The organism is Mesorhizobium sp. B2-6-4, assembly GCF_006441495.1.
Classification (GTDB): domain Bacteria; phylum Pseudomonadota; class Alphaproteobacteria; order Rhizobiales; family Rhizobiaceae; genus Mesorhizobium.
Genome location: NZ_VFUE01000005.1, coordinates 121,552 through 136,396, shown reverse-complemented (window position 1 = coordinate 136,396; position 14,845 = coordinate 121,552). Strand labels below are relative to the sequence as shown.

Genomic DNA, 14,845 nt, shown 5'->3' with positions numbered 1-14,845 from the left:
CGCGAATTCAGCATGTGGGCGGCGGCTTCACACCAGTGCGGCGACCAGCAGCTTGGCCTGCGGCGTCAACGTGTCGAAGCGGCGGGCGCAGAGATTGAGCTGGCGGGTTCCCCAGTCGTCCGTCAGCCGCAGGCTACGCAGGCTGGGCGCCGAGCGGCGCACGATGCTTTCCGGCACGATGGCGACGCCCGCGCCCTGGGCCACCAGCCTGCAGACATTGTCGAGGCTGGGCACGCGGATGCGAAAATGCAGATGACCGCCAAGGCGCGCGGCCTGGCGGGAGATGTGCTCCTGCAAGGGATGGCCGGCGCTCAGGCCGACAAAGGTTTCACCGAGAATGTCGGCGAGGCCGGTCGCGCGGCCTTCGAGGCCGGGGCGGTTGCGCGCGGCGATCACCACCAGCCGGTCAACGAAGAACGGTTTCTGCTCGAGATGGGAAAGGCCGGCCCAGGTCGCGGCAATGCCAAGATCGGCGGCGCCGCTCGCCACCGCCTCGGCGATCTCGTGGCTGGGGCGCTCATCGAGGTCTATGTCGATGCCGGGATGCGCGACCAGAAAGGCCGGCAGCCTGTCGCGCAGAAGTTCGCTGGTGGCGGCCGTGTTGGCGAGCAGGCGGACCCGCGCGCGCAGGCCCGTGGCATAGGCGCCGAGCTCGCCGGCCATCGCCTCGATCTGGTTCTGCACCGCGCGCGCGTGGTGCAGCAGTGCCTGGCCGGCGGCGGTCGGCACCACGCCGCGCCGGCGGCGCTCCAGAAGCGGCGCGCCGAGCCTGTCCTCCATGCCCTTGATGCGGGCGCTGGCCGAGGCCAGCGCGAGGCCCGCGAGCTCGGCGCCATGGGTGATGCTGCCGCGCTCGGCGACCAGCAGGAACAGCCGGAGATCGACGAGGTCGAAGCGCATCTTTTTCCTCCCGCAAGACAGCCCGGGCGATGGCCGCTATCACGCGATCGATGGCGCAGCGGGCCGACCGGCTTGCGGCGCCAGCCTTCGCCTCAGCCGAAGGCTGGCGCCGCGATTTCCACATTGTGGGTGACGGCGAATTTCGTCAAACAGTTTCGGTGGAGGTCCAGGATGAGAAAACCAGCATCGAACCGGCAAGGGCTCGGCATCGCTGAAAGCGCGGCGATGCTGCTGGCGGTTGCCGTCGCCCTTCTGGCCGTGGCGCGCTCGGATTCCGGCATGCCAGGATGCGCCATGACATCTGCCCCTGTCAGCAGCGCCGCCGCCGGACCGGCGGGGCCGGCAGCGGGGATCGAGGCTGCCGACATGCTGCTCCATGATTGAGCCGCTGCCGGACACGCCATCATGCTGAGCGCCGCCGCCGTCGCCTGGATCTGCGCCGTCTTCCTTGCCGCCGGCTTCGTCAAGGGCGTGGTCGGGATGGGCCTGCCGACGGTGGCGATGGGCCTGCTGGCGGTGACCATGGCGCCGGCCGAAGCGGCCACGCTTCTGCTGATCCCGTCGCTGGTTACCAACCTGTGGCAATTGTCCACCGGTCCTTCGTTCGGCGGGCTCGTCAGGCGGCTATGGACGATGATGGCCGGCGTGGTGATCGGCACCGTTACCGGCGCCGGCGTGCTCACCGGCGCGCATACGGCGGCCGCGTCCGGCGCGCTCGGCGTGGCACTGGTGCTCTATGCCGTTCTCGGCCTCGCAAAGGCCGGCTTCTCAACGCCGCCACGCCAGGAGGCCTTGCTATCGCCGCTGGTCGGGGTGGCGACCGGTCTGGTCACGGGCGCCACCGGCGTCTTCGTCATTCCGGCGGTGCCCTACCTGCAATCGCTGCGGCTGGGCAGGGAAGAGCTGATCCAGGCGCTCGGCCTGTCCTTCACCGTGTCGACGGCGGCGCTGGCCATCGGGCTGTTCAGGGCCGGCGCCCTGGCCTCGCCGACGGCCGGGCTGGCGGGTTCGATTGCGGCGCTGGCGCCTGCGCTCGCCGGCATGGCTGTCGGCCAGGCGCTGCGCCGGCGCATGAGCGTCGAGACTTTTCGCAAAGTGTTCTTCGCCGGGCTCTTGGCGCTGGGATTTTATCTGGTGGCCGAGGCGGCGTTCTGAGTGCCGCTTGCAGAGCGCCGACTGGCCGGACCCGGCCTACCGCACCACCAGGACCGGGATTTCGCTGTAGGATACGACTTCCGCCGTCTGGCTTCCCAGAAGCAGCCTGCCCAATCCGCGGCGGCCGTGCGAGGCCATGACAATCAGGTCGCAGCGTTCGGTCTGCGACAGCTCCAGGATCGCCTCGGCGGGCCTTCTGTCCTCGATGTGCACGACCTTGGCCGACACGCCCAGCCCCTCGGCGGAAGCCTTGCATTTGTCGAGCACCTCCTTGCCGTATTTGCGGGCTTCTTCCTGATAGGCGGCCAGCTCATCGCCCGCGGCGTAGCCGGCCATGGCGCCGCCCCAGGCGAAGATCGGGAATTGTTCCGAGACGGTGACGAAGGTCACGGCGGCGCCGAGGCCCTTTGCCAGCCCGAGGCCGTGGGCAACGCCCTTGTCGGCCAGTTCCGACCCGTCGGTGGCGATGAGCAGATGTTTGTACATGATGATCGTGACCTATCGTGCTTGGTGAACTATGGACCACACATAGTTATGCCCGGCGCCCAGTCATTGTGCCAATGCGGCGGGGATCAGGGCCAGGGAATGTGGTGGGCATTTCATGGACCGCACCCAAACGTTCCACCCCGGACTTTCGCGCCAGCTGGATTCCCCTTCGCCGCATCGTCCTCTAAGGTGCGGCAACTTCGAAAGGCCCGTCATGAGCAGTGCGTTTCCTCAAATCCATCTGGTCCGACATGGCGAGACGGCGTGGAGCCTGTCGGGCCAGCACACCGGCCGCACCGACATGCCGCTGACGGCAGCCGGCGAGGCGGCCGCGCGGGGTGTGGCGGATCGGCTGAAAGGCCTGCCGTTTTCGGCCGTGTGGTCGAGCCCCTCGCAACGCGCCTACAACACCAGCGTGCTTGCCGGATTCGGGGCGCAAAGCGTCAAGATGGACGACCTGCAGGAATGGGACTACGGCGCCTATGAGGGGCGTACCACCAGGGAAATCCTGGCCGAACGGCCGGGCTGGAACGTCTTTCGCGACGGCTGCCCGCAAGGCGAAACGGCGGCCGATGTGGGCGCCCGCTCCGACAGGATCATCGATCGCCTGCGCGAGGCCAACGCCGACACGCTGATCTTTTCCAGCGCGCACTTCCTGCGCGTGCTCACCGCCCGCTGGCTCGGCTTGCCGCCGCAGGACGGCGCGCTGTTCGTGCTCGACACGGCCAGCATCAGCGTGCTCGGCTACGAGCATGACCTCGGCGAGCCGGTGGTGCGCAAGTGGAACGGGAAGTAGGCGGCCTAGCTGTCGAACTTCCGGATCGCCTCGGCGGTTACCGGCGTGAAGAAATTCACCAGATTGTAGTCGGGGTCGCGGAACAGCAGCGAGCGGTTGCCCCAAGGCATGGTGGTAGGCTCCTGGACAATTGCGCCCTTGATGGTTTCCGCCAGCCTGGCAAATTCTGCATCGACGTCGCCGACTCGGAATTCGATGATGGCCGTGCGGTTGTCGGCTGGGCGGGCGATGTCGCTGCCGAACAGCATCAGGGTGCGCGTGCTGCCGATCGCCAGCGTGCAGGCCGGCGTCGCCAGTTCGGCGAAATCCTCCGTGTACATCGTCACCGGCATGCCGGTGATCTCGCCATAGAAGCGCACGAGGCGCTGGACATCGGACGTGATGATGCGGACAGAGACGAAATTCATCGCATTGGCTCCCTGATCGTCGAAGCCGCGGCTGGGCTCCCGGCCTTCTATATGCCGGGGCTCCTGACAGCTTTCCGTCAGGAGACGGAAGTGCCGGCGCGATTTTCAGATATGCCGAACGACAGTGCCAACCCTGCGCCTATTCACCCCGCCAGCAGCGCCAATTCATCGGGCGTCAAATGCCTCGCCATACCCTTGGCGAGATCGCCGAGCGGCAAGCGGCCAATGGCCACGCGGATCAGGCGCTTGACCTCGATGCCGTGGGCGGCGAGCAGGCGCCGGATGTGGCGATTACGGCCCTCGTCGAGCACGATCTCCAGCCAGGCGGTGCGGCCGCCGCTGCGCAGCAGCTCGATCGAGTTGGCGCTCAAGGTCTCGCCGTCGATACGCGCGCCGGCGCGCAACGCTTCCAGCACCGCCGCGTCGGGCACCGTGGCGATCTGAACATGATAGGTCTTGGGCAGGTGCGAGGCCGGGTCCATCAGCCGGTTGGCGAAGCGCGTGTCGTTGGTCATCAGCAGCAGGCCTTCGCTCGCCTTGTCCAGCCGGCCGACCGGCGAGACGAAAGGCAGGTCAAGCCCTTCAAGACAGGCATAGACGGTGTCGCGCTCGAGCGGGTCGTCGCGGGTCGTGACCAGCCCGCGCGGCTTGTTAAGCATGAGATAGACCTTGCGCTCGGCAACGATTTTTTCGCCGTCGACGGCGATGCGGTCGCGATTCATATCGACGCGCAGGGAAGCATCGCGCGCGACCTTGCCACCGACGCGCACGCGGCCCTCGGCGATCAGCCGCTCGGCCTGCGTGCGCGAGCACAGGCCGAGCTTCGACAGCGCGCGGTTGAGGCTGACGCCGAGTCGTGGTGGTCGTGGAGCCATGCTGCTTCGGATCGATCCGTTGTACCGGACCAGATGCCATGGCCGGCGACGGCTGCGCAAGCCGCCGCCGAGGTCGGGATCTTGCCGGACAGCGGTGCCGCCCGACAAGCGCTAGTCGCGCCGGCTTAGGCTGCTTGCTCGGTCTCGCCCGCGATCCCGTTCAGCACGGAAAGCGCGTCGGCTGGCAGCTCCAGCTCCGCCGCCGCCATGTTTTGCCTGAGATGCGCAATGGACGAGGTGCCGGGGATGAGCAGGATGTTGGGCGCGCGACGCAGGAGCCAGGCGAGCGCCACCTGCATGGGCGTGGCGCCGAGTTTTTGCGCGACATCGGCCAGCGTGCTGGATTGCAGCGGCGTGAAGCCGCCGAGCGGGAAGAACGGCACATAGGCGATGCCGGCCGCGGCAAGCTCGTCGATCAGTGCGTCATCCTCGCGATGCGCGATGTTGTACTGGTTCTGCACGCAAACAATGTCGACGATGCCGCGCCCCTGCGCGATCTGGGTTGATGTGACATTGCTCAAGCCGATATGGCGCACCAGACCCTGTCGCTGCAGTTCGGCGAGCGTATTCAGTTGAGGTTCGAGCGAGCCTTCGGCCGGGCCGTGTATGCCGTGCATGGAGCGCAGGTTGACGACCTCGATCGTGTCCAGTCCCAGATTGCGGAGATTGTCGTGCACGGCCTGCGTCAGTTCCTGCGGCGACATTGCGGGAATCCACGATGCATCGGCGCCGCGCCGGGCACTGACCTTGGTGACGATGGTGAGGTTGGCGGGGTAGGGGTGCAGCGCCTCACGGATGATCAGGTTGGTGACGTGCGGACCGTAGAAATCGCTGGTGTCGATATGGTCGATGCCGCTCGCCACCGCCTCGCGCAGCACGGCGAGTGCACCGTCATGGTCTTTCGGCGGGCCGAACACGCCGGGTCCGGCCAGTTGCATGGCGCCGTAGCCCATGCGCTTCACGGTGCGGTCGCCGAGCTTGAAGGTTCCGGCCTTGCTGATGTCAGTCATGGTCTCAATCTCCTTTGGATCGGCCAGATATAGACAATGCACGCTTGCGCGATAATATGGTGCAATCGGCACAGGCTGTGCGGAAAGGCGAACAATGGCAGATGTGGGCGACCTCCAGGCATTCATGGCGGTGGCGCGCGCCGGCGGCTTTCGCGAGGCGGCCAGGATCAGCGGCGTCAGCGCCTCCAGCCTCAGCGAAACGGTGCGGCGGCTGGAGGCGGGGCTCGGCGTGCGGCTCCTCAACCGCACCACGCGCAGCGTCGCTCCGACCGAGGCCGGCGCGCGACTGCTGGAGCGGCTGGGCCCCGCGCTCGGCGAGGTCGAGGCAGCGCTCGATGTCGTCAACGGCTTTCGCGGCCGCCCGGCCGGCACGCTGCGGCTCAACGTGCCTGTCGTGGCGGCGAAACTGGTTCTGCCGCGCCTTCTGCCGCCCTTCCTTGCCGCCTATCCCGACATAAGACTGGAGGTGACCGCCGAGGACAGTTTCGTCGACATACTGGCGAGCGGCTGCGATGCCGGCATCCGCTATGACGAGCGGCTGGAGCAGGACATGATCGCCGTACCGATCGGCCCGCGCCGGCAGCGCTTCGCCACCGCTGCCGCAACGGCCTATCTCGACCGGCGTGGCCGGCCCGACCATCCGCGCGACCTGCTCGATCACGCCTGCCTGCGCGGCCGCTTCGCCAGCGGCCTGACGCCGCCCTGGGAGTTCGAGCGCGACGGCGAGATAGTGAGCGTCGAGCCGACCGGGCCGCTGCTGGTCAGCACCGGCACGGCTATGGCGCTTGCGCTCGATGTGGCGGTTGCCGGCGGCGGCATCGTCTCGCTGTTCGAGGACTGGCTGCACCCCTATTTCGACGATGGCCGGCTCGAGCCGGTACTGGAGCCCTGGTGGCAGGAGTTTTCCGGCCCGTTCCTCTATTACCCGGGCCGCCGGCTCATCCCGGCGCCGCTGCGGGCATTCATCGACTTTGTCGGCGGGATGCGGTGGTAAGGCGCCCCGATGACGGTTTCATGGGACGCATGGTAGGACGCAACCCGCTGCGCATTTCTGGAATGTTCCAGGAACGAGCAGGGATCATCGCGGCGGGTCCAATGACACTTTGGCGCGCTTCGCCAGCTCGCGAATCCGCTCCGCGACCGCGCTGTCGACCGGATTGTAGACGGTCAGGCTCAGATCCGGGCGGCCGTCGACCGCGAATCCCGAATATTCCAGCTCGATGTCGCCGAGCACCGGGTGCTTCAGCCGCTTGGTTCCGTCGCCATGGCTGAGCACGTCGTTCTCGCGCCACAGGGCGGCGAATTCGGGGCTGGCGCTGCACAGTTCGTCGACGAGTTCGCGTACCTCGGACACCGCGCCGGCGCGTGCCGCGTCGGCGCGGAAGGCGCCCACCACGAAACGGGCGAGGCTTTCCCAGTCGTGCTGCTTTTCGCGGATGGCCGGGCTGCGGAACATGAAGCGCAAAATGTTGCGCTGGTCGGTGGGCAGGGCGCTGTAATCGGTCAGCACGACCTGGGCGGCGCGGTTCCAGGCAACGACATCCCAGGTGGCGGTCCTGACCAAGGCGGGGCTCGCTTCAAGCGTGTCGAGGAGGCGCTGCAGCCGGGGGCTGATGCCTTCCGCACCGATATAGCGGACCTCGGGCGGGCGGCCGAGCCCGAGCATGAAAAGATGCTCGCGCTCGGCCTCGGTCAGCATCAGCCCCTTGGCGATGCGGTTCAGCACATCGGCCGAAGGCGCGCCGCCACGGCCCTGCTCCAGCCATGTGTACCAGGTCGGGCTGATGTTGGCGCGCTGGGCCACCTCCTCCCGGCGCAGCCCCGGCGTGCGCCGGCGCCCTGAAAATCCGAACGAGGCCGGATCGAGCCGGGTGCGCCGGTCTCTCAGAAACGCCGCGAGCGAACCGGCGGAATTGGTGGGCATCCTGTTAGCCATTATACCACGATAAGATCACTACTTTAATGGAATAATAGACCGGCGATACTGCGCAGGCAATCGTGCAGGAGAATCGCATGCGTATCTTTTTGACCGGCGCGACCGGTTTCATCGGCTCGGCGCTCGTGGCTGAGCTCATCAAGGCGGGCCATCAGGTGGTCGGCGTCACCCGCTCCGAAGCGGGGGCCGAAGCACTGACGGCGGCGGGCGCCGAAGTGCATCGGGGAACGCTCGAGGATCCCGAGGGCCTGCGCGACGGCGCGGCAAAGGCGGAAGCGGTGATCCACACGGCGTTCGACCATGATTTTTCGCGGTTTGCCGAGAATTGCGAGAAGGATAGCCGTGTCATCGCGGCACTCGGCCAGGCATTGGCCGGATCCGACCGGCCGCTGGTGATCACTTCCGGCGTCGGCGTGGGCAGCCCCGGACATGGCGAGCTTGCCAGCGAGGACGTCTTCAACGCCAGCCATCGCAATCCGCGCATCGCCTCGGAGCTCGCCGGCAATGCCTTGCTGGAAGCCGGCGTCAACGTCTCGGTGGTGCGGCTGCCGCAGGTTCACAACCCGGTCAAGCAAGGGCTCATCACGCCGCTCATCGAAATCGTGCGCCAGAAAGGCGTTTCGGCCTATGTCGGCGAGGGCCGCAACCGCTATGCGGCGGGCCATCTCCTGGACGCGGCGCGCCTCTACCGGCTGGCGGTGGAAAAGCGGCAGCCCGGCGCGCGCTATAACGCGGTCGGCGAGGAAGGCGTCGAAGTGCGCGCGATCGCCGAGGTGATCGGGCGGGGCCTCAACGTGCCGGTCGTTTCGATCGCTCCGGAACAGGCGGCGGAGCATTTCGGCTGGATGGCGATGTTCGCCCCGATGGATCTACCGGCCTCCAGCGCGCTGACCCAGGCGCGGCTCGGCTGGCATCCGACCGGCCCGACGCTGATCGCCGATCTCGAGGCCATGCGGTACGACGTATGATGCGCCGATAAAGCGTCGTCAGCCGACGGCGTAGCGCAAATGGACGAGCCCGTGGGCGAGGGCTTCGCAGCTTTTGAGCGACAGTTGCATCTTGCCCGCGAGGCCGGATTCGCCGAATCCGACGAAACCCTGGTTCGCCGCCCGCCCGTCAAGGGCGGGAGCGACGAGAAGGCTGAGCTCATCGACAAGGCCGGCCGCGAAGAAGGAACCGTTGATGCCGGCGCCGCCCTCAAGCAGCAGCCGGCGAATGGCGAATTCGCGGTTCAGAACTTCGAGCATCCGGCCGAGATCCATGTCGGCCGTCTCCGCCACGATATAGGACACGCCGTCGGCGGCGAGCTCGGCCAGGTGGCTGTCGGCGACATCGTGCCCAAGCAGCACCACGACATGGTCGCCGCCAATGTCGGGTTTGGAAAAGTGGAGCTTGCCCGATGGATCGAGCGCCACCGCGTAGCTTCCCGTACTGGTTTGCGCGACATGATAGGGTCGGTCGACCTTGCCCGCATCGGCCGGCGGGTGCGCGCCGGCCTTGCTCATCTCGGCCATAGTGACGCGGCCGACGATCCAGCCGTCGCCCGCAAAATCATTATGGATATGCTCGTAGAGGCTCGACCATTCGGCCCGGGTTCCGTCCGGGCTGGCCGTGTAGCGGCTCGGGTGGAGACTGCCGTCCAGCGACGCGATCATATGGCAGATGATGTGCGGTTTCATGCGGGTGTCTCCAGGGAATGGGCTCAGGCGCGGTTCAAACTAGGGCCAGCGCCGGAGAATGGAAGCTGGGCACCCGGCTCATCCAAATTCCGACCATTGCCGACTGGGCCTGTTATATCGATGTTGCACAAATGGTTGAGCCTGGGCTAGCATCCGTTTGCTGGTGCCGACGGGAGGCAGTTTTTGCAACGGCGATCAGCTGGAGCGGCATGCGTTAGCAAACGCAAGGAGGATGCTCCAACACTTTGAACCGACGCATGATCCTTCCTGAAACCGTCCCGGTTTCCGGGGCCGTGCGTTCTTGTGGAGGAGGATCCCATGAACAGACGTGAATTCCTGATGACGTCCGTGGCCGCGGGCGCGATGGTGCTTGCCGCGCCCTCGGTATTTGCGCAGGACAAGCTCACCATTCTCGGCTCGGTGCCCAGTCTCGGCTTTCCGTTCTTCGTGCACATGCTGAACGAGATCAAGGCGGAAGCCGCCACGCAAGGCGTCAACCTGACCGAGAGCGATGGCCAGAACTCGGCCACCAAGCAGACCGCCGACATCGAGGCGGCCCTGGTGCAGAAGGTCAACGCCATCGTGATCTCGCCGCTCGACGTCAACGCGCTGGCGCCGGCCATCGAGGAAGCGGTCAAGGCCGGCGTTCCCGTGGTGACGATCGACCGCCGCGTCGACGGCGTCGAGGGCATCCTCGCCCATGTCGGCGCCGACAACGTCAAGGGCGGCGAGGCGGAAGCGCAGGCCGTGGTGGCGGCGTTCCCCAACGGCGCGAAACTGTTCCACCTCCAGGGCCAACCCGGCGCCGGGCCGGCGATCGACCGCAACAAGGGCGTGCACAATGTGCTCGATCCCTTGAAGGACAAGTACCAGATCGTCTTCGAGCAGACCGCCAATTTCGCCCGCGCCGAGGCGCTGTCGGTGACGGAAGCTGGCCTTGCCGCCAACGGCAAGCCGGACGCGATCGTCTGCGCCAATGACGACATGGCGCTGGGCGCCATGGAGGCTTGTGCCGCGCGCAACTTCACCGACGTCAAGATCTACGGCTTCGACGCGCTGCCGGAAGCGCTGGTCGCGGTGCGCGACGGGAAGCTCGCCGGCACGGTCGAACAGTTCCCCGGCCAGCAGTCGCGCACCGCCGTGCAGATCGCCGTCGCTTACGCCAGGGACAAGACGGAGCCGAAGGAGAAGCTGGTGCTGTTGACGCCGATCGTCATCGGCAAGGACAATCTCGACAAGGCCGAGAGGTTGAACGAGACGAAGTGAGCTTGCATGGAGAGGTCGGCGGGGCAGCACCCCCTCTGGCCTGCCGGCCATCTCCCCCGCAAGGGGGAGATCGGCAGTGTCGATGTCCGCATTCTCATTGCGGCGTTGAAAATTGGCGAATGCGGAACAGACAGCCAATCTCCCCCCTTGCGGGGGAGATGTCCGGCAGGACAGAGGGGGGTGTTCACGCGCCGACGGGTCCGGAAACTGCATCGAGGGAAGCACCCATTCCATGGCTGAAGCCGCACCCGTCCTGCTCGCCGTCGAGGGCGTCACCAAGCGTTTCGCCGGCGTCACCGCGCTGAACGATGTCTCGCTCGACGTCAGGCCCGGCGAAATCCTCGGCCTGCTCGGCGAAAACGGCGCCGGCAAATCGACGCTGCTGAAAATCCTGTCGGGCGTCATACCGCCTTCCAGCGGCCATATCATTTTCGACGGCGCCGACTACCGGCCGTCGAGCCCGCAGGATGCCAAGCGGCTCGGTATCGTCACCATCTACCAGGAGCTCAGCCTGATCCCGACGCTGACGGTGGCGGAGAACATCTTCATCGGCCGCGCCCCGGCCGGTCCGCTCGGCCTCGTCTCCTGGCGCAAGATGGAGCAGGACTCCCGCACCATCATCGCCCGCGTCGGCCTCACGATCGATCCGATGACGCCGGTCTCGGCGCTTTCGGTGGCCGAGCAGCAGCTCGTCGAGATTGCACGGGCGCTGTCGCTGAAGAGCCGGCTGATCATCATGGACGAGCCGACATCAGCGCTGACCGAGACAGAGGTGCAGCGGCTGCTGTCGATCATGGACAGGCTGCGCAAGGACCATGTCGCCATCATGTTCGTCACCCATCGGCTGGAGGAGGCCGCCGCCATCTGCGACCGCATGACGGTGCTCCGGGACGGCAGGTTGGCCGGCAATCTCGACCGCGAAGGCGGGCCGATCCGATTGCCGCGCATCATCGAGAAAATGGTCGGCCGCGCGGCGTCCGAGCTCTATGCGCGGCCGGCGCAGCGCACGGTGGCCGGCGACGTCGTGCTGTCGGTGCGCGGGTTGCGCACGGTGCGCGATCCCGAAGCGCCGCACGCCATCGTGCTCGACGGCGTCGATATCGACCTCAAGGCCGGCGAGATCCTGGGTGTCGCCGGCCTCGTCGGCTCGGGTCGCACGGAGCTGGCGCGCGCCATCTTCGGCGCCGACCGGATCGCGGGCGGCACGATCACGCTCGACGGCAGGCCCATCGCGCCGGCCTCGCCGGCGGATGCCATAGCGCTCGGCATCGGCCTTGTGCCTGAGGATCGCAAGCATCAGGCGATCTTCGCCGCGCTCGGCATCCTGCCGAATTTCTCCGTCGCCTCGCTCGGGCGGTTCAGCAATGGCTTCGGCTTCATGGCCGAGCGGCGCGAGCGCGATGCGCTGGCGGGGTTCCGGAAAATGCTGTCGATCCGCATGGCGTCGGCCGAGCAGGCGATCGAGGGCCTGTCGGGCGGCAACCAGCAGAAGGTGATCCTGGCGCGCTGGCTGGCGCGCGACCCCAAGGTGCTGATCGTCGACGAGCCGACGCGCGGCGTCGATGTCGGCGCCAAGGCCGAGGTGCACCAGATCCTGGTGCAATTGGCAGCGCGCGGCATAGCGGTGATGATGATTTCGTCCGAGCTGCCCGAAGTGCTGGCTGTGTCGGACCGGATCGTGACCATGCGCAAGGGACGCATCACCGGGCAGATGCCGGGCATCGAGGCAAGCGAGGAAAAACTGATGGAACTGATGGCGCTCGACCAGCCGGGAGCGGTTGAGGAGGAGGCACGATGAGCGTGGCCGAGGAGCAGAGCCGGCGTGGCGGCATCAGCATTGCGCGGCTCTTGATGAATTTCGGGCCGCTGCTGTTCCTGGCGGCGCTGGTGGTCGTCTTCACCGTGCTGAAGCCGAGCTTCATCGATCCGATCAATCTGTTCAACATCACCCGCCAGATATCGATCACCGGGTTGATCGCGCTCGGCATGACCTTCGTCATCCTTACCGCCGGCATCGATCTCTCGGTCGGCTCGCTGCTCGCCTTCTGCGGCATGGTGGCGGCCGTGGTTGCCAAGGGCGGTACTGCCAACACGCTGTCGCTGTCGACGTCGGGAACGCAGGGCTATGGCTGGTTCGCGGCGCTGCTAGCCGCCGTGGTGGTGGGGGCGGTGGCCGGCGGTGTTCAGGGCTTTGCCATCACCAGGCTGAAAGTGCCGCCCTTCGTCGTCACGCTTGGCGGGCTCACCGTGTTTCGCGGCCTGACGCTGACCATCTCCAATGGCGGCCCGATCTCGGGCTTCGACGCTTCTATGCGGTGGTTCGGCACCGGGCTGATCGGCCCCGTGCCGGTGCCGGCGATCATCTTCGCGGCGGCCGCCATCCTGTGCCACATCGTGCTACGCTACACGCGCTATGGACGCGCCGTCTACGCCGTCGGCGGCAATGCCGAGGCCGCACGGCTGTCGGGCTTGCGCGTCGACCGCATCCTGGTCTCGGTCTATGTGATCGTCGGCTTCTTCGCCGGGCTCGCCGCCTTCGTGCTGTCGGCCAGGCTGAATTCGTCCGAAGCGGTGGCCGGCATCGGCTACGAGCTGACGGTCATTTCGGCCGTCGTCATCGGCGGTACCTCGCTGTTCGGCGGCATCGGCTCGGTGGGCGGCACCGTGGTGGGCGCCGCCCTGATCGGCGTGCTACAGAACGGGCTCCAGTTCAACAACGTCTCGTCGTACACGCAAAGCATCGTCATCGGCCTAATCCTGATCCTGGCGGTGGCGTTCGATCGCTGGCTGAAGTCGCGGGTGAGGCGCTAATTCCTTCTCCCTTGTCGTCGGAGAAGGGGAAATCGCCGCTCTGGCAGGAGAGCTCGCCACCTTTCTTGCAAAACAACCCCCCTTTGCTAGAAGGATTTCGGGCGGGTGGCATTCTGAGAGAACCTCATGTTTGCCGATATCATCAGACCGATCAGCTTGAGTTTTTCGCTGCTGCGGCGGTTCTGGCCGCAGCTCGTCGTGCTGGTGCTGGCCGGTGTTCTGGCCGGCGATCTCTTGCTGCAACTGGCGGCCAAGGTGGCGCTCGCAAATCATTTCGCCGGGCTCGCCATGCTGACGCTGGTGGCACTGGCGCAACTGGTGGTGACGGTGGCGATGTTCCATGTGCTGCGTCCCGGCTTGCCCCATGTGCTGGCCGCGCAGCGTGGCGCGGAAAAGGCCACGGTCGCCGAGGGGCAGGGAACCGCGGACCGGCGCGGTTCGCGGCTGGTGCGCATGATCACCATCGCGCTGTTGCCCTTCTTCGCCTATTACGCGGCCTGGGGGTTCCTCGGCGACATCGTGCGGCAATATTCGCGCGAAACGCTCGACCAGGCCGGCTTCGGCCAGAGCGCCAATGTTCTGGACGTGCTGGATTCGCGCTGGCTGCTGGTCTCGGTGGCGGTGTCCTGGCTGGTGCGCCGGCTGGCCAAGTTCATGCAGGCGAAAACGGGCGCCGCCTCGTTCTGGCAGATCGTGGTGGTGATCTGCGAGACCAACTGGATCTTCGTCGGCCTCTACGTCATCAGCCGCTGGAAGGACAGCGCGCTGCAATGGCTGATGAGCCGCAATTTCTGGTCGGTTCTGCAGGCGTCGGCCGACGGGCTGGCGAGCCCGGTGCCGGCGGCGACGGCCGCGCCGATGGTGCCGGTCGAGATCACCTCGATCGCGCCCTCGACGATCGCCGTCAACCTGTTCTTCTACATGCTCTTGCCGCTGATCTGGCTGGTGATGGCGGCGCTGATCTATGGCTATGATGTGCGCGACGATACGGCACTGATGCGCGTGCACGGCCGGCTGGAACGCGTCGGCAAGCGCTATGCCGGCCTGCCGAAATTCCTGCGCGATTTCGTCGAGCATTTCGTCGCCGGCTACCGCTCGCGCTATCTGCCGATCGCCAATGGCGTGCGGCTGACGGTGAGTTCCAGCCTCGTATTGCTGTGTACGCTGATCGTCGGCTATCGCCTGCTCGACTGGGGCGCGGCCTGGCTGTGGCTCGGCGCGACGCGGCTGATCGGCCCGCACGAGCTCGACGTCTGGCAGATCCTGTCGCATGGCGTGACGCTGTTGTTCGGCAGCCCGTTCCAGGATTCCTCCACCGGCATCCTGGTCGAGCCGCTGCGCATCTGCTTCCTCGCCGCGGTGCTGGAGACGGCGTTCTCGCTTTCGAAGGGGGGCGGTCGTTCCCGGTAGCGACGGGAATGACCGTAGCGTATCCTTGTCGCGCCTTGCCATGTACGTGTGATGGGGCGAAAGTGCGATCTTTCCTGGTCTCGTAAACAGACCGCCTGTTTGCATTCGCAAGAT

Annotated in this window: 16 protein-coding genes; 9 read left to right on the top strand and 7 right to left on the bottom strand. The window is 66.6% G+C overall.

What is annotated here, in order from left to right; genetic code table 11:
• Window positions 1–27: 27 nt before the first annotated feature.
• Window positions 28–900 (bottom strand): LysR substrate-binding domain-containing protein, encoded by an 873-nt coding sequence (locus FJ426_RS08900; protein WP_140559855.1) that lies wholly within the window; start codon window positions 898–900, stop codon window positions 28–30.
• A 171-nt stretch (window positions 901–1,071) separates the two neighbouring features.
• Between FJ426_RS08900 and FJ426_RS08895 the strand changes: the two genes are divergently transcribed.
• Both FJ426_RS08895 and FJ426_RS08890 read left to right on the top strand, forming a co-directional pair.
• A complete protein-coding gene (locus tag FJ426_RS08895; protein ID WP_140516223.1) occupies window positions 1,072–1,284 on the top strand; it encodes a hypothetical protein in 213 nt (70 codons plus the stop codon).
• A gap of 21 nt (window positions 1,285–1,305) precedes the next feature.
• Window positions 1,306–2,055: a sulfite exporter TauE/SafE family protein gene (locus FJ426_RS08890; RefSeq protein ID WP_140559854.1), complete on the top strand. Its 750-nt coding sequence runs from the start codon at window positions 1,306–1,308 to the stop codon at window positions 2,053–2,055.
• 36 nt (window positions 2,056–2,091) lie between these two features.
• On the opposite strand, the gene FJ426_RS08885 is transcribed toward FJ426_RS08890, so the two are convergent.
• Window positions 2,092–2,541: a universal stress protein gene (locus FJ426_RS08885; protein ID WP_140499152.1), complete on the bottom strand. Its 450-nt coding sequence runs from the start codon at window positions 2,539–2,541 to the stop codon at window positions 2,092–2,094.
• 214 nt (window positions 2,542–2,755) lie between these two features.
• On the opposite strand from FJ426_RS08885, the gene FJ426_RS08880 reads away from it, so the two are divergent.
• On the top strand, window positions 2,756–3,337 hold the full coding sequence (locus FJ426_RS08880) for a histidine phosphatase family protein (RefSeq protein WP_140559853.1): 582 nt from the start codon (window positions 2,756–2,758) through the stop codon (window positions 3,335–3,337).
• Between the two features lie 5 nt (window positions 3,338–3,342).
• Here the strand turns inward: FJ426_RS08880 and FJ426_RS08875 are convergent, their stop codons facing one another.
• From FJ426_RS08875 to FJ426_RS08865, 3 genes are all read right to left on the bottom strand, one after another.
• On the bottom strand, window positions 3,343–3,744 hold the full coding sequence (locus tag FJ426_RS08875; protein ID WP_140559852.1) for a VOC family protein: 402 nt from the start codon (window positions 3,742–3,744) through the stop codon (window positions 3,343–3,345).
• Between the two features lie 143 nt (window positions 3,745–3,887).
• The gene (locus tag FJ426_RS08870) at window positions 3,888–4,619 is read right to left on the bottom strand and encodes a pseudouridine synthase (protein ID WP_140559851.1); all 732 of its coding nucleotides are present in this window, start codon (window positions 4,617–4,619) and stop codon (window positions 3,888–3,890) included.
• Between the two features lie 125 nt (window positions 4,620–4,744).
• Window positions 4,745–5,629, bottom strand: a complete 885-nt coding sequence (locus FJ426_RS08865; protein ID WP_140559850.1) for an aldo/keto reductase family oxidoreductase — start codon at window positions 5,627–5,629, stop codon at window positions 4,745–4,747.
• A gap of 94 nt (window positions 5,630–5,723) precedes the next feature.
• On the opposite strand from FJ426_RS08865, the gene FJ426_RS08860 reads away from it, so the two are divergent.
• Entirely contained in the window at window positions 5,724–6,623 is a 900-nt protein-coding gene (locus FJ426_RS08860; RefSeq protein ID WP_140559849.1) for a LysR family transcriptional regulator, read from the top strand.
• 84 nt (window positions 6,624–6,707) lie between these two features.
• Here FJ426_RS08860 and FJ426_RS08855 read toward each other — a convergent pair whose 3' ends face one another.
• Entirely contained in the window at window positions 6,708–7,553 is an 846-nt protein-coding gene (locus tag FJ426_RS08855; RefSeq protein ID WP_181172731.1) for a helix-turn-helix transcriptional regulator, read from the bottom strand.
• Window positions 7,554–7,642: 89 nt separating this feature from the next.
• Between FJ426_RS08855 and FJ426_RS08850 the strand changes: the two genes are divergently transcribed.
• Window positions 7,643–8,533, top strand: coding sequence for an SDR family oxidoreductase (locus tag FJ426_RS08850; protein ID WP_140559847.1), 891 nt, complete (start codon window positions 7,643–7,645; stop codon window positions 8,531–8,533).
• Window positions 8,534–8,551: 18 nt separating this feature from the next.
• Here FJ426_RS08850 and FJ426_RS08845 read toward each other — a convergent pair whose 3' ends face one another.
• Window positions 8,552–9,244, bottom strand: a complete 693-nt coding sequence (locus tag FJ426_RS08845) for a RibD family protein (protein ID WP_140559846.1) — start codon at window positions 9,242–9,244, stop codon at window positions 8,552–8,554.
• 318 nt (window positions 9,245–9,562) lie between these two features.
• On the opposite strand from FJ426_RS08845, the gene FJ426_RS08840 reads away from it, so the two are divergent.
• From FJ426_RS08840 to FJ426_RS08820, 4 genes are all read left to right on the top strand, one after another.
• Window positions 9,563–10,510: a substrate-binding domain-containing protein gene (locus FJ426_RS08840; protein ID WP_140559845.1), complete on the top strand. Its 948-nt coding sequence runs from the start codon at window positions 9,563–9,565 to the stop codon at window positions 10,508–10,510.
• 232 nt (window positions 10,511–10,742) lie between these two features.
• Complete coding sequence (locus FJ426_RS08830) at window positions 10,743–12,308, top strand: sugar ABC transporter ATP-binding protein (protein ID WP_140559844.1); 1,566 nt, start codon at window positions 10,743–10,745, stop codon at window positions 12,306–12,308.
• Complete coding sequence (locus FJ426_RS08825; protein WP_140516199.1) at window positions 12,305–13,321, top strand: ABC transporter permease; 1,017 nt, start codon at window positions 12,305–12,307, stop codon at window positions 13,319–13,321. Before FJ426_RS08830 ends, FJ426_RS08825 begins: the two co-directional genes overlap by 4 nt.
• Window positions 13,322–13,447: 126 nt before the next feature.
• Window positions 13,448–14,731, top strand: coding sequence for a hypothetical protein (locus tag FJ426_RS08820; RefSeq protein WP_140825170.1), 1,284 nt, complete (start codon window positions 13,448–13,450; stop codon window positions 14,729–14,731).
• Window positions 14,732–14,845: the final 114 nt, after the last annotated feature.